Here is a 14,408-nt window from a genome sequence, read left to right on the forward strand (position 1 = left end):
TGAGTGCCATGACCGACCGATTTTTGGTCATAGCACCGAGGGAACAGGAACGGGCCGGACGGAGGCCGTGGGAAAAGTACGAACTGTTCTCTTATCAACACCGTCCGGCGGTGCGGGCTGCGCGCCGCCGGATGTCTCCAGAACGGATGCTTCGCGCAGTATGAATCTCAAATCGAATGTGCAATGCGATTGCTCTCCCCATGGGCGGCGCGCGGGCAGTCGCGCTGTGTAAACAAAGGGCATTCCAGATCTATCAAGAGTGCAGAGGGTATTGATGGCGATTGATCCACCGCGTTCCGTGGTTCTGAACTACGACCAGAACAGTCAACGTTTGAATGTGCAGTTAGTTGAACCAGCCAAGCTGGCCCCGCTTCTGGCTGGAAAATTCACAGTGCCGATCCTGTTAGACGACTTCGATTTCAAGCTTGACGACGAGTTCGCCCGTCGGCTTGGAGTCGCAATGCTCAATGCAATCGCGCTGGGTCAGCCTGACATCAAGCAGTACATGACGGTCACAGAAGGACCGATCGACAGGTCGTCAGAGGAGTAACAGCCAGAGGGTAAGTGCCACCCGGTCGACGTTTGATCATGGCGCCGAGGCGGAGCCGACGGCGGCGGTGCGCACGCTGCCGTCATGATCGTGTTTGCGCGCGATGGCCACTACCCGCCGGGTCCTTCACCCATCGCCTTATATTGCGCGTAACTAAACATCTGAAAATGCTGGCGCCCCGGCAGTTTCGCAATGACCTTTGAGTCGTCGGGCGGAATTTCGCCGAACATCTCGTAGTGAAATGCGAACGTGCTCACGTAGTTAACGGTTGGCGTGATTGAGTGGCAATGCACGTAGCCGCCGGCTTGCACGGCGTTCCAGAATACCTTGTCGCCGCGGATGCTTTCGCACGGGTCCTTGAATAGCCACGCCGAGCATGCGGGAAACGCGGAACGCGTAAGGAAATAGCAGTTGGTGTCGTTGAAATCGACACCGTTGGACTCTTTGCAGATGCCGAGCATACGGCCGTCGGCAGTGAAAATCGTTCGCGTCGCTGTGACTACCTGTGCACCCGTTTCTTCGACTATTATGCGCATTGTTTCGACATGGTTTGGCTCATACCAGTTGTCGGCGTCGAGAAAACAGATCGCATCAAATCCACTCGCGGCCGCGCAAGCGGCACCTACACCGCGAGGCGTGTCCCCGTAGTCGGCGTGATTGGGAATCTTGATGTGGACCACACCTTTCCAGCTATCAATGTCGGCGACAGGGGATCCATCGGCGACCATAAAGTGAGTCACGTTACCTGCTTGCGCAAGAACGCTTTCATGACATCGTCGTAAGACGTGACGTGGCTCTTTATAGTAGGCGCTAATGACGGCGACTCGCATGAAGGCTGTTTGTCGGATTGGTCGAACGGCGGATTATATCTATCGGTAACCCATACCAAACTATCTCAATTATGTAGGTCAGTTCTTCCGTGGGGGTGCGGTGGTTTCCTCACGCCGCAGCGCGTGGGGAATGGATCGTTGCGGGAGTGCAGGGGACGGAATTTCCTCCGCGCGTCGCCCGCAGAGCCTTGTATGGTGTGGCATCGCCCCCGTTGGGGTACAGTTTTCGCCCAAATTCGCGAACAAATTCTGCTGGTAACGTCCTTACTCAGCGGCACCTCCGCCCAAATGAGTGATTTCAACCAATATGGCGGGTGTATGCTCAAAGCGAAAGCTTGTCGATGACAGCACCTCACCACGCTGAACCTTGTTCGTGGCTCTTTCAGGATCAAACCGTGCCGGGCGCCCAGCGCCTGCTGCGGCAGCAGGTTTTACCAGCGTGAACGTGATGCTCAGGACGAATCCAGTTGCATCCATCGGCCTGTCAGATGACTGAGCCACAGCGTTTCACGGTGCGTCATGTCAGCGTCTACCGTTACTCGGAACCCGTGCGGTTCGGCGAACACCGGATGATGTTCCGCCCGCGCGCCAGCCACGACCTGCGCCTCGTCACGAGCCGGTTGGTGATTACGCCCACGCCGTCGCGGCTGCACTGGCTGCACGACGTATTCGACAACTCCGTGGCAGTCGCGAGTTTTACGGGCAAGGCGAGTGAATTGCGCTTTGACAGCGAGGCGACGCTCGAACACTTCGAAACGCCCATGCCTGACTACGCGCTTGAACCGTACGCGGTGAACTGGCCGTTTGCGTACACGAACGAGGAAGCGTCCGATCTCGTGAACGCGCGCAGCCGCCAATATCCTGACCGCGACGTCGACGAATGGGCACGGCGCTTCGTGCCCGTGCCGGGCAGCGGCGGTGCGAGCGGCAAGGGCGGCAAAAATGGCACCGGTGGCACGATGGCGTTGCTGCGTGCGATGACGCTCGACATAAAAAGCACGTTTTTCTATGTGCGCCGCACGGAGAAGGGCGTGCACCGTCCTGGCGACACCTTGCGCAACCGCAGCGGCAGTTGTCGCGATTTCGCGGTGCTGATGATGGACGCGGTGCGCTCGCTCGGCCTCGCGGCACGCTTTGTGAGCGGTTATCTGTTCGTGCCCGACGTGCCCGAGCATGACGCGGTGCAAGGCGGCGGTGCGACGCATGCGTGGCTGCAAATCTATCTGCCTGGCGCCGGCTGGGTCGATTTCGATCCGACCAATAGCATCGTCGGCAATCGTCATCTGATTCGGGTGGCGGTGGCGTGGAACTACTACCAGGCGTTGCCGTTGTGGGGTACATGGCATGGCGCGCCGCATTCGTTTCGCGGTTTGCAGGTCGATGTGAGCGTGACCGAAGGTAAGTGAGGGGCGAGCCGGATGACCGGGCTCGTACAAATCGAACGTGTTAGCTGGGAGTGTCAACTCAGGTTGCTCACCGGGCGCGTCAACTGAATGTTTCAACTGGAAGAGGGCGTCGCGATGAAATTGCGCGTTGGCTACGAGCTGGTCTATGAGTGTGTGCAACCGACGCCGATGATGCTGATGTTGAACACGCACTATTCGCACGCGAAGGAAGTGCTGAGTCCGGATTTGCTGGCGGTCAATCCGCCGGTGCCGATCAGCCAGTATCGCGACGGCTTCGGCAATCTGTGCAGCCGGATCGTGGCGCCGCAGGGGTTGATAGAGTTTTCGACGAGCGCGGTGCTCGAGGTGTCGTCCGAGCCTGAGCGGCGGCCGCCGCTGACCGAGCAGCATCCGGTAGAGGCATTGCCTGACGATACTTTGGTGTTTCTGCTGGGCAGCCGATATTGCGAAACTGATTTGCTATCCGAATTTGCGTGGCAGACCTTCGGCAAGATGCCGCTCGGGCGCGGGCGCGTGGATGCAATCTGCAACTACGTGCACGAGCATATTGTGTTTGGCTACGACTTCGCGCGGCCGACCAAGACCGCGTGGCAGGCGTGGCAAGAGAGGAAGGGCGTGTGCCGGGATTTCGCGCATCTGGCCGTGGCGCTGTGCCGGGCGATGAATATCCCCGCGCGCTATTGCACGGGCTATATCAGCGATGTCGGCACACCGCCGCCCTACGCAACGATGGATTTCGCCGCGTGGTTCGAAGCCTATGTTGGCGGCTGCTGGCAGACCTTCGATCCGCGGAATAATGTGCCGCGCACGGGGCGGGTGTTGATGGCGCGGGGAAGAGATGCGGCTGACGTCGCGATCAGCAATGCGTTTGGGGCGACGCAGTTAATGAAGTTCGATGTTGTCTGTGAGGCGCTATAGATTTTTCTGCCGCTAAAGGCCTAAAAAAGGCCTAAAGTTTTTCGCGTGAAATGCCGAAAAAACCGGAATCTCTACTCGCGCCGCGAGCCGATTCCGGACCGATATGATGCCCCGCAACACAGCCACCACGTTAGCGGCAATCCTGCTGGCAGTGCCAGCGTCAAAAGCATGCCCAACGGAGCTGGCTTCGATCCCGGTCAGTCTGACCGTGCAGGAAACCTGCGTCATCCAGTCGGTGGACGCGGCCATTACCGTTGCGAATCAACCGGCGGTTTCCTGTCTGCACGGGGCGCCATTCCAGATATCCCAGGTCGCATTCGACCCCGCCGCGCCGGACGAAGCAACGCGAAATCAGGCGCAGCCGGTTCAATTCGTCGCCGCCCACGGCGCCCGGCAAACGATCTGGACGATCAACTTCTAGAAATCGTCCTTCGCCCGTTACGCGGGCGATCCCTCGGCCGGCAGAGCCAGTGCCCAAAGATCAAAAGCTGATCGTCGCGGTAATCGTGTCGCTGTAATTGCCGGGCATCGGCGTTGTCTGCGCCGGCACGCGGCCGTACACCGTGATCGACACCGCATTGCCACTGCCCGTGCCCGTTGCCATCGTCGTGCCCGCGGTGCCGTCACCCCATGCGCTCGTGTGGGCGGCATCCGTGTAAAGCTGGTAGTTCACCGCGCCGCCACCGCCCGCGCGCTGCATCTGGCGTGCCGCGACGCTGCCGCTCAATCCGCTGCTGAGTGCGATCTGATACGCGTCGCCGTTCGTGCAGCGCGCCGTGATCGCACCGCTCGCGTTTAACGCCGAACTCAGCACGCCCGTCGATGTGAAAGCAACGTTGGTCGCGCTGATCAGGCAGTTGTTCACCACCGTCGCGCTGGCCGTGAAGCCGAAGCTGCCGGCGCTCGTTGTCAGCGCGGCGCAACCTGGTGCGAGCAGCAAGAAAAAACCATAGGTGAGCGAAGTCTGGCTCAAGGTCTGCGAGTACGTGGTGCTGGCGTTGCCGGTCGTGGGCACGGTCGGCTGATTGGCGGTGATCTGGCCGTAGAAGTTCACGGATGTCGTCGCGGTATTGCCGGTGACCGGCTTGTTGAGAGTCACCGAAATCGGTGTGGTGCCGAGCGTCGTCGAGCCCCATGGGAGCGAAAGGGCGGCGTCCTGATACAGGTTGTATTGCAACTGGTTGGCGCCGATCGTCAGCGCACGTGGGGTCGTGCCGCCCATGTTCAGACACACCTGCACGCTCGGCGTCAGCGTAACCGCAGGCCACGTGCACGAAATGCTGACTGTGCCGGCCGCAGCCACGGCGCTCAAGCCGATCGGGCTGACGTTGCCGAAGCTCAACGCCGACGGGCTCGCCGTACAGGTTTGCGCACTCGCACGCTGCGGCAACACGCCGAGCAGCGCGCATAGGGCGAGGAGCAGGACGAGCCGTCTCATCGCGTTGCCGCCGTGCCGGCAGCGGCTGTACTGCCGCACGTCAACGGTCCGAGCGTCGGCAGCGAGCCGTCGGCCGGACGCTGGTAGGCGAACTCGACGCTGCAATGGGTGGAGCCGGTGTCGATCTCGAGATGATTGTCGCGCTGCAGATTCTCGATGAAGGTCAGGCCGTCGTAGCCGACGATCGTATCGCCCCCGCTTTCGACGTGATGCACGCGTGTGCCCGGTGGTAGCAGCTTGCTGTCGGCGCCGCGCAGAATCACCGAAGCAGCGCTGTAGCGCGTCACGGGAAAATTCGCCAGCACTCCCGTGAGCGACTTCGGTACGAGATCCATGGAGGTCGTGGCGATGCGCGCATCGGCGGGCATGTTCATGCTGTCGATCGCGACCTGGTTGTGCTGGTACGCGTTCAGGTCCGGTATCAGCAGATGGCCGTTGCGGTCGGTCGTGCCGATCACGCGATTTTCGTGCAGCACCGGCACGCCCGCGACGCCGTCGGTGGAGACTAGCGCAAAGCCGTCGTCGATACGCCGCGCCGGCTGGATGCTGTGATCCATCAGCACAATCGCGCCGCTTACGTCGAGCGAGGCATTCGCATGCCGGTCGACGTCCTGCGCGAGCGCGGTCACCTCGCCGTAGTTGCTGAGATACTGCGCCTGCGCCTGACGGTACGGCACCGCGCCCGAGCCGCCCGCCTGCACGCCCCAACCCCAGCCGCCGGCATAGTCGGGCGGGCGCTGCGCGTTGAGGTTGTAGGTGGACTGGCCATTCTGACGGCCGACACTGGCATTGATCGCGGTGTTGTTGCCGAGACCGAAGCTCGCAGTCAGAAATACGCCTTGCGCGTTGTGCTGCAGAAAGTCCTTGTAAGTGCTGAGCGTGAGCGACGCCAGATTGCCGAAGTTCAGCGTGTACGAGAGCGAGCCGATCCGCGAGGCAGGAATGCCCGGGAAACGGTAGCCGATATAGCTGACCGACACAGTCTGGCGGCTGAAGAATGGCAGCGCCAGCGTCACGCGGTCGGTCGCGGTGGGCACCGGCGTGCCGTCGCGCGCGGCCAGGTCGCCGTAGTTGCCGTAGGCACGCAATGTTTGCGCATCGATCGAGAAGTGCGGTTCGATCAGTTGATAGCCGAGACCGAGTTGGGTGCCGGTCAGCTTGCCGGCGCTCGCGGACAGTGAGCCGTTGATCACGCCGGCCATGCCCATGCGCACCAGTGCGCCGGCACCCGCATTGACGAGGCCGCCGGTGGCTTCGGCATGTCCTTCGAGTGTCAGCGTGTCGCTCATGCCGCGCCGTGCTGTGGCGCTGACCGCCGGGCGCGGATCGTAGGAAAACGAATCGATGCCGTACGCGCGGCGCAGAAATCCCGCTTCGAACGAATAGCTCGACAGCCCCGCTGCCAGCATACGCGTATCGACGTAGAGCGGCAGCGAAGTCGAAATGGTGCGGCCGAGCGCGTCGTGCGTAATGACCGTTGCCACGCCCGCGCCGGTGATGCCCGGCACGTTGTTGACGATGAACGGCCCGCTTGGCACATTGCCGCTGAATTGCCGCACGTTGTTGATGTACAGATCCACCGCAGACGGCACGACGGCCGTGCCCGAGAGCGCCGGCACCGGAAACGTCACGAGGTCGGGACGCAGCGCGAAGTTGCTGCGCCACTGGAAGCCGCCGATGCGGATCGAACGGCTCCAGTCGAGCGAGGACGAAATGGTGTCGCCGAACTGCGTGGTGCTGAGCGTGGCCGGATTCGAGGTGCTCCACGCGGTGTCGTAGCGCACGTAGCGATGCAGATCGCGGTATAGATACGCGATACCGGTATTGCTCAGTACACCGGACGGGTCGAAGTAGCGCTCCTCGCTCCACAGGGCGAACTGCGCATTGGTGTCCGTTTGCGCGAACGCGTCGTAGTTGATCAGAAAGCCGCGCGATGCGGCGGCGTTCGGCGTTTGCGCTAACTCGCGCGTATCGAAGGTGTACGGCTTGCGGATCGCGTCGGGCACCTGCAGATCGATGGTCTGGAGCGACGCGTCGTATTTGTAGCGCAGGCCCGGGATCTGGTCGAGTTCGATCGATGCGGTGTCGGCGGCGCCGAGCTTGTCGGTGGCAATGCCGATTTCGCTCAGGTCTTTCCCCGTGGCGCTGAGCCGGCCGCCGACGTCGCGAAAGTGCGCGATCAACGAGGTGCGCTGGCCGTTGAGCATGACTTCAAGATACAGATCACGGCCTGCCGCGACGTCCGGCGCGGTCTTCGCCGCGATACGCTCGGCAGAGGCCTGACCGGAGGCTGGCGGCGCCATCGCTTGCGCGCCCGCCCGATTCACGCTCAGCAAGTTCAGCGTTGCCGCGAGCGTGACGGCATGCAGTCTCCATCCATGGCGTATTCGCCGTCGTGTCATTCTCATTGATTGCGTGGCGGTGCATCATGTGTGTTCCTGGCGACCCCGGCGCGATCTTGATCGGCCTTGCGTGCCTTTCGTCAGCACGTGTGTCGGCCCTTGAACCCTCGTGTGTTCACTCGACATTCACCGTCGCTTCAGCCGGCAGCGAATTGACCGCGGCACGTACCTTCAGTGGACCGTTCTGGGCGGCGTTGTCCGGCAGCGTGACCGGCCAGTGGCGTTCGCGGCCGGCCAGCGCGTAGCCAAGCAATCCTTTGTTGATCACGTAGGCGTTTCCTGCGTTGTCGATCAATTGCACGGCGGCGATCTGCGCGCGCTTTTTGCCCGCGTTGTCGACGCGCAGCAGCCAGCCTTGCGCGCCGCGTGACAGATGCCACGACAGCTTCGGCTGACCGATGTCGACGGACGGCTCGACGAACACCGGCACCGAGTAGCGCAGACGGATCGTCACGCCGCTGGTGGGCGCGGCATCAGGCTCGGGCAACTCGTCGATCAGCACGCGGTAGCCCTGTTCAGCATTCGATGGCTGCGCAGTCGTGCGCACCAGCCTCACCAACTGATCGGCATGCGCGCCGATCTGGATCAGCGGTGGGCTTGCGACCAGATCCTGAGTGGGCGTGAGCGTGTCTTCGCCGCTTGCCTGATCCCAGCGGAACACGCGAACCTGGCCGAACAGCGGCTTCTCGCCGGGGTTCTTCAACGTGATGCCGGTCGCGTTGGCATCCGCCGACATGTCGACCATCACCGGCGAAATTTGCAGCGTCGCGGCCTGCGTGGGTGGGGCCGTCAGACACCATGCGAATGCGCTCGCCGTCAGCAGGCGAAGAGGTCCGTTTATGGCGCCCGCGACGCGCGTGTTTGCAGACCACGCCCTTGCGAATCGCGTCGGTGCAGACCGCGTCCTTACTGACCGTATCAAAAGTAGACCGTGGCAGTGATGGTGGTCTGATAGGTGTCAGGTTTCGGGGTAGTCTGCGCCGGCACCTGGCCGTACACGACAATCGATTGCGCCGAGCCAGTGCCGGTGCCGCTGGCTGTGTTGGTGCCTTGCGTGTTGCCCCACAGGGTCGTATGGCCCGCATCCTGATACAGCTGGAACCCGACGGTGGTGGCGGTATTGCCGGTGGCCGTGCCGGCCATCAAACGGCTCGTTACGGTGGAGCCGGTGACCGTGCCGGCGTCGAGCCCGACGTTGTACGGCGTGGTGTTGGTGCAGGTCACGGCGACCGTGGTCTGCTGGTTGATCGCGGTGCCGAGCACACCGTTGCTGCCGAAGTTCAGCGGGTTGGCGCTGATCGAGCAGTTGGCGTTCAGCGTGAGCGTGACGGTGAAGGTGGTGACGGCGGTGCCGTTCGAATAGGTGGCGGCGCGCGCGAGCTGTAGAGGCAAACCGAACATCAAAGCGACGATGAGGCTGGACGACAGCAGTTTTTGTTTCATTACGAGACCTCGCAAACCGACAGGACGCGGATTTTCCAATTGCGCGGGCAGTTTGAAATTTCACTGGCTAGATTGTCGGTCTATTTGCCGGATATTTCAGTGGAGCGTAATTGTGTTATGCAATGACCATCGCAATTGATGAAATTAAGTCTACACCAGACTTTCTTCATAATACAAATTGTTGTGTTGGGAAATTTATTCGAAATATCTGGCGTGGGCAGTGTGGGCGAAGCAGGGAAATTGAGGAATTAGGAAATTATTTCTATGTGCAGGTTCGGGAAAATACCTAATTCAGGTAGTTTTTTCTAATAAATGCGAATATTTTTTGATGTGCGGAATTTGCATGATTGTGTGCGTTGAGTAGCCTATTTAATGCCAATTGACTTATTTGAAATTCGCGCGATTAAATCTCCGGCTGGTGTAAATGTCACGCAATGTTAATTATTGCTTTCAGTCAGCGCGTGCGCGGCGTCATTCGCCAAGCGCGAGCACGCGCTTGCGCCGCAACAGCGCCGAGCCGATCGACACCGTCACGCCGATGCAGCCCATCGCGACCGAAAGCGCCACGATCAGCAGGCCGGTTTGTGCCCGTGCGGAAAACACACCGACCAGCAAGCCCGCGAGTGGTTGCGTCATGTTGTTCAACAGGATCACCACGCCGGTTGTCTTGCCGTAGTCCTCGGGCGGAATGATTTTCTGCCGTGCGCTTCGGATGTAGACGTTGAACATCTTGTCGAAGCCGACAATCAGCAGGAAGCCGAGCGCATAGCCCCAGGGCGCGGCACTCGCGCCGGCGATCACGCCGCCGGCACAGATTGAAATGAACGCGACCCGGCCGAGTGTCTGCGCAGGCCAGGCGTTGCGTGCGATCGTCAGGAGAATCAACACCGTCGCCACGGCGCCGGCGGTTTGCAGGCCGGCATAGTAACGGTTCGATTGTGCGTGAAAGCCGGTCACCATCGCGGCGGATGTCGCGAGCGTCACGCCAATCACCAGGTTTTCGGCGGCGGCGAGCAGCACGACTTTTTTCAGACCGGGCAGCATCAGCACATGGCGCAACGCGATGCGCAGGGGCATCGTCCAGTGACCGGGTGCAGCGGGAGGTGGATCGCCGGCGCGGAAACCGCTGGTGTGTTGCCACAGCAGCAGTGCCCCATCGGCAAACAGAAACAGCACGCCCGTTGCGCCGACCACCCACTCCCAGCGCCACAAACCGAGCAGCAGTGCGGCCAGCATCGGGCCGAGTACGAAACCCAACTGGTCGGCCAACTGCGAGTAGGCGAGGACACGCTGGAATTGCTGTGTGCTGAAGATTTGCGGCAGCATCACTTCGCGTGCGACCAATCCTTGGCTCGTGAGTACACCGCACAAGGCCGACAGCGCGATCAACCAGCCGATGCCGCCAAACAGCACATACGCCAGCACGCCACCGAAACACACCAGTGCCCGTACGGTCTGGCTCACGCGCATCAGCTTGAGCGGCGAGATGCGGTCGCATAAGGCGCCGAAGAAAGGAAAGACCAGGTAGCGCGGCAGGGTTTCGATAAAAAACGCGAGACCTGACCACGAGACCTGGTGCGTCGTCTGAAACACAACGAGTGGAACGAGGAACAGCAGGACCTGATCGGCGAGACGCGCGACAAACAGCGAGCAGAAGAAAGCCTGATGGTTGACGCGCACCGTTAATGTCCCGCCGTTCATGGGTCGAGACCGATCCTATCAAAGATCGAAGGGCCGCAACTTATTGCTTGCCGCACTCCGCGCCTTGCATCCCCTGCATGCCTTCCTGAATCTGTTCCGGCGTCAGGTCGCGCTTGTGTGTGGCGAGCGACCAGCTGTGGCCGAACGGGTCCTTCAACTGACCGTAGCGGTCGCCCCAGAACATGTCGGCAGGCGGCATGACGACGGTCGCGCCGGCCTCGACGGCCTGCTTGAAACTGGCGTCGACATCCTCGACGTAGTAGTGAATCGTGACCGGCGTGCCTTTCAGTGCGTTCGGGCCCAGCGCGTTGTGGTCGGGCCATTCGTCGGTCAGCATCAGCATGGAGTCGCCGATCTTCAGGCTGGCGTGCATCACTTTGCCGCCGGGACCGGGCAGACGGTGTTGCTCGACGGCGTTGAAAGCCTTGATATAGAACGCGATGGCTTCCGCGGCGTTGGCGCAAATCAGATACGGGGTAAGCGAGTGCATCCCGTCCGGGATCGGTTTGACAGCAGGGCTGGACATGACGGCGACTCCTTGAATTAACAGGTTCGTGAGTTGAAAGACCGGCTGCGCGAGCCAGGCCTTCAACGTTACGACGAGTGGATCACCGTCGAATCGACACTCCGGGAAAAATATTTTTTGAGCACGCCCGTGCGGTGCGGTGCGATGAGTCAGCCGGCCGGATTGTCGTCGTCCGGCGGTGCGGCGGGTGAGGAAGGGGTCGCCGGCGTCGCCGCGCCGCCGCCCGGCGCGCCGAGAATGCTGATCTGGAACGTCGGCGTGGCCGCGAGCGATTGCAAGGTCGCGTCTTCCGGGATGTGCTCGAACAGCGGCAGGATCACCGAGCCGCCGATCACCGCGCGCCGGCTATTGTCGGCCGGACGCAAGCCCCACACGTCCTGGTAGACCACCGGCACGGCCATGCCGTTGCGGGTCGTGTTGCCGATGTACAGCATCACATGCCCTCCAATGTAAATCAGCGTGCGTAGCGGTTCACCATGCTGGGCGAGGTAGTCGAGCCGTTGCGCCGGCGTCGACGCGGATAGATCGATCATGCGTCCGGCGCTCATCTGCGTCGACGAATGGCGCGGCAGCCACACGCCGAACGCCGCGAAGATGCTTTGCAGGTCCGACGAACAGTCGTTGTAGAGGCCGCTATTGCCCCAGCCGTACGGCCGGCCGATCAGCGTTTTCATCAGCATTGCCAGATGCCGCGGGGTGGCGGCGAGTGGCGTCGGAGCGATCTGGGCATCGCTCAGTTGGGCGGTGCGGATGATCGCGTGGCCGTCCACATCGCGGGCCGGGACGAGGAGTTTGCGTGCGGCGGTGGCGCTGGCAGCTTCGCTCGCGGGTTTATTTGCCTGAGGTGCCAGCCGCATGGCGTTGTCCGGGGCGAGCGGCAGCAGCGTACCGGCGGGCGCGTCGAAACGGAACACACCGCGGCTGTCGCGCACCGGCGCTGAGGCGACTATCACGGCGCCCAGAGACTTCGCGGTGGCGGCGCGCCACGTGTCGACGAAGGCGTCGTCAGTCAGGCCGACGCCTTCTGTGCGCACCCAGCCTTGCACGTCGGGCGTCTGCACGTAGCGCCACGCGCCGTCGACGCTGCTGCCCAGCACATACAGCGGCGTGCCAGGGCGGACGGCGGAGATCTGCAGGTTGTCGAACGGATAGCCTTCGCCGGCGAGGTGGTGATCGTAGAACGACGGGTCCGTGGTTGGCAGTTCGCGCACCATCAGGTTGCCGGTGGCGATCGCGCGGCGCTCGGGCTGGTAGACGGCCTTCTGCGTGAACTGGCCGACGTCCATGTTTTGCGCAATGGCGTCGATCCATGCCTTATCGTGCGGACGGAAATTCTCGCCGTAGCCGAGCGCCGCACCGCTCTTGCCGGTGTTGTCGAACTTGTCGATGCGGCGCTGCTGCAGCGCGACAATGTCCGCGCCTTGCTGGCGATAGACGCGCATCGCCACGTAAGCGGAATTCCATGGCGACGGCGCGCTCGTGCCGGTGCCGAAATAGCGCGCGTAGAGGGCGCTGAAGTGTGCCTGCTGATCTGCCGGACTCAGGAACGGCTGGTCGTAGCCGAGGTTATCCGGTTCGAGCCAGTGGTCGACGTTCTGGTCGTAGTTGGCGATCGGGAACAGTGCGACGGTGTCGACGCTGGTATGGGCATCTCGGGTCGGCGCTGGATTGCTGCAGGCGGCGAAGGTAGCGGCGGCTGCGAGCGCGGCGCATAGCGTGGCGGCGCGGCGGGCGTGCGGCAAGCGGGCGGCGAGGCATGCGGCAAAGCGGGGCAGAACAGCGACAGGCATGGAGTTCGACGGTGATGGTCCAAGGGCCCGATGATACGGTGTCGCGCGGTGGCCGCGGCGCTATGAGTGTATTTACACAACGTTTATGTGGTTTCATTGGGGTTCGAATCGTCAATAGCGGCTGTGCCATACCGCACTTCACGTGCGAGCGACCACACATGCCGGGCGTTTCCTTACACTCGACACATTGCCTCGAAGCGTCTTTCACGAGGCTCCACAACCAGGAGAACAACATGCAAACCAGCGCACGCAATCAATTCGCCGGCGAAGTCGCCGAAGTCAAACACGGTGCCGTGAACGACGAAGTCACGTTGCGCACCCCGGACGGTCTCGAGATCGTCGCAATCATTACGCACGGCAGTGCGACGTCGCTCGGCCTCGCTGCCGGCAAGAAAGCTTTTGCGCTGGTCAAAGCGTCGTCGGTGATCGTGATGGTCGACGTCGCGAAGAGCCAGGTGTCGGCGCGCAATTGCATCGCAGGTACGGTGTCGGCAGTGACCAAGGGCGCGGTGAATTCGGAAGTGACCATCAGCGCGGGCGGCGCGCAGATCGCCGCGATCATCACCAATGAAAGCGTCGACCGCCTCGGCCTCGCGAGCGGTAAGGCGGCGACGGCGATCTTCAAGGCATCGAGCGTGATCATCGGCGTCGAATGACGATCGATGCATGGCGTTGTTTGCAGGCTTGACGTCTGGACAACGCTTTATCAGGGCGCTCGTGGATCGAACGGAAAGAGGGCAGCATGCGCAGCGCGGCGTGCCGTGAAGGAAACGGCGGCTTGATTTACACTGCACGCCTCGCTCTTCCTCTTTCCGCTTTCATTACGGACGCCGTCATGTTCGAAGTCTCCTCCGCCTCGCATCTCCCCAAAGCCGCGCAATACGAAGAACTGGTCGCCCAGGCGCGCGCGCTGCTCGCCGGCGAAACCGACTGGATCGCCAACGCCGCGAATTTCTCCGCGTTCGTGTTCCATTCCCTGAGCGATCTGAACTGGGCCGGCTTCTACTTCCACGACGGCCGCGAACTGGTGGTCGGACCTTTCCAGGGCAAGCCCGCTTGCGTGCGCATCGCGCTCGGCAAGGGCGTGTGCGGCACGGCGGCGCAAACCCGTCAGACGCAAGTGGTGCGCGACGTGCATGAATTCCCCGGTCATATCGCCTGCGATTCGGCGTCGCAATCGGAAATCGTCGTGCCGCTGGTGGCGCCGGATGGCACGCTGATTGGCGTGTGGGATGTCGACAGCCCGGTCGTCGCGCGCTTCGATGAAGAAGACGCGAAGGGTATGGAAGCACTGTGCGCGGTGTTTATCGAAGCCGCGCTGCCGCGCGCAGCCTAAGCGTTTCAGGCGGCGCTGATCCACTGGTGCGGTGGCACCCTATGCATTTTCATACATAGACTAGATGC

15 protein-coding genes are annotated in these 14,408 nt (G+C 61.9%); 6 read left to right on the forward strand and 9 right to left on the reverse strand.

The window, feature by feature from the left end; genetic code table 11:
• Window positions 1-274 precede the first annotated feature (274 nt).
• Window positions 275-550 (forward strand): hypothetical protein, encoded by a 276-nt coding sequence (locus BM438_RS25120; protein WP_093639477.1) that lies wholly within the window; start codon window positions 275-277, stop codon window positions 548-550.
• 110 nt (window positions 551-660) lie between these two features.
• Here BM438_RS25120 and BM438_RS25125 read toward each other — a convergent pair whose 3' ends face one another.
• Both BM438_RS25125 and BM438_RS44950 read right to left on the reverse strand, forming a co-directional pair.
• Complete coding sequence (locus tag BM438_RS25125) at window positions 661-1,380, reverse strand: glycosyltransferase family 2 protein (RefSeq protein WP_093639480.1); 720 nt, start codon at window positions 1,378-1,380, stop codon at window positions 661-663.
• Window positions 1,381-1,644: 264 nt separating this feature from the next.
• Complete coding sequence (locus tag BM438_RS44950) at window positions 1,645-1,857, reverse strand: hypothetical protein (RefSeq protein WP_143131750.1); 213 nt, start codon at window positions 1,855-1,857, stop codon at window positions 1,645-1,647.
• An 11-nt stretch (window positions 1,858-1,868) separates the two neighbouring features.
• Here BM438_RS44950 and BM438_RS25130 point away from each other — a divergent pair, with 11 nt between their 5' ends.
• From BM438_RS25130 to BM438_RS25140, 3 genes are all read left to right on the forward strand, one after another.
• Complete coding sequence (locus BM438_RS25130; RefSeq protein WP_054035004.1) at window positions 1,869-2,786, forward strand: transglutaminase family protein; 918 nt, start codon at window positions 1,869-1,871, stop codon at window positions 2,784-2,786.
• 114 nt (window positions 2,787-2,900) lie between these two features.
• Window positions 2,901-3,704 carry a transglutaminase-like domain-containing protein gene (locus tag BM438_RS25135; RefSeq protein WP_093639725.1) on the forward strand — a complete coding sequence of 268 codons (804 nt, stop codon included), beginning with the start codon at window positions 2,901-2,903 and terminating at the stop codon, window positions 3,702-3,704.
• A gap of 103 nt (window positions 3,705-3,807) precedes the next feature.
• Complete coding sequence (locus BM438_RS25140) at window positions 3,808-4,125, forward strand: hypothetical protein (protein ID WP_093639483.1); 318 nt, start codon at window positions 3,808-3,810, stop codon at window positions 4,123-4,125.
• A gap of 60 nt (window positions 4,126-4,185) precedes the next feature.
• Here BM438_RS25140 and BM438_RS25145 read toward each other — a convergent pair whose 3' ends face one another.
• From BM438_RS25145 to BM438_RS25175, 7 genes are all read right to left on the reverse strand, one after another.
• Window positions 4,186-5,142 carry a Csu type fimbrial protein gene (locus BM438_RS25145; protein ID WP_093639487.1) on the reverse strand — a complete coding sequence of 319 codons (957 nt, stop codon included), beginning with the start codon at window positions 5,140-5,142 and terminating at the stop codon, window positions 4,186-4,188.
• Window positions 5,139-7,445 carry a fimbria/pilus outer membrane usher protein gene (locus BM438_RS25150; RefSeq protein ID WP_167378456.1) on the reverse strand — a complete coding sequence of 769 codons (2,307 nt, stop codon included), beginning with the start codon at window positions 7,443-7,445 and terminating at the stop codon, window positions 5,139-5,141. Before BM438_RS25150 ends, BM438_RS25145 begins: the two co-directional genes overlap by 4 nt.
• A 214-nt stretch (window positions 7,446-7,659) precedes the next feature.
• Entirely contained in the window at window positions 7,660-8,364 is a 705-nt protein-coding gene (locus tag BM438_RS25155) for a fimbrial biogenesis chaperone (RefSeq protein WP_372450231.1), read from the reverse strand.
• 98 nt (window positions 8,365-8,462) lie between these two features.
• Window positions 8,463-8,945, reverse strand: coding sequence for a Csu type fimbrial protein (locus BM438_RS25160; RefSeq protein ID WP_093639731.1), 483 nt, complete (start codon window positions 8,943-8,945; stop codon window positions 8,463-8,465).
• 513 nt (window positions 8,946-9,458) lie between these two features.
• The gene (locus tag BM438_RS25165; protein ID WP_093639734.1) at window positions 9,459-10,667 is read right to left on the reverse strand and encodes an MFS transporter; all 1,209 of its coding nucleotides are present in this window, start codon (window positions 10,665-10,667) and stop codon (window positions 9,459-9,461) included.
• 61 nt (window positions 10,668-10,728) lie between these two features.
• Complete coding sequence (locus BM438_RS25170; RefSeq protein WP_093639737.1) at window positions 10,729-11,214, reverse strand: VOC family protein; 486 nt, start codon at window positions 11,212-11,214, stop codon at window positions 10,729-10,731.
• A gap of 149 nt (window positions 11,215-11,363) precedes the next feature.
• Window positions 11,364-13,004, reverse strand: a complete 1,641-nt coding sequence (locus BM438_RS25175) for an SH3 domain-containing C40 family peptidase (protein WP_093639493.1) — start codon at window positions 13,002-13,004, stop codon at window positions 11,364-11,366.
• Window positions 13,005-13,237: 233 nt separating this feature from the next.
• On the opposite strand from BM438_RS25175, the gene BM438_RS25180 reads away from it, so the two are divergent.
• Complete coding sequence (locus BM438_RS25180) at window positions 13,238-13,660, forward strand: TOBE domain-containing protein (RefSeq protein WP_093639496.1); 423 nt, start codon at window positions 13,238-13,240, stop codon at window positions 13,658-13,660.
• Between the two features lie 179 nt (window positions 13,661-13,839).
• Window positions 13,840-14,340: a GAF domain-containing protein gene (locus BM438_RS25185; RefSeq protein ID WP_093639740.1), complete on the forward strand. Its 501-nt coding sequence runs from the start codon at window positions 13,840-13,842 to the stop codon at window positions 14,338-14,340.
• The last annotated feature ends 68 nt before the right edge of the window (window positions 14,341-14,408 follow it).

This window comes from Paraburkholderia aspalathi (assembly GCF_900116445.1).
Lineage (GTDB): Bacteria > Pseudomonadota > Gammaproteobacteria > Burkholderiales > Burkholderiaceae > Paraburkholderia > Paraburkholderia aspalathi.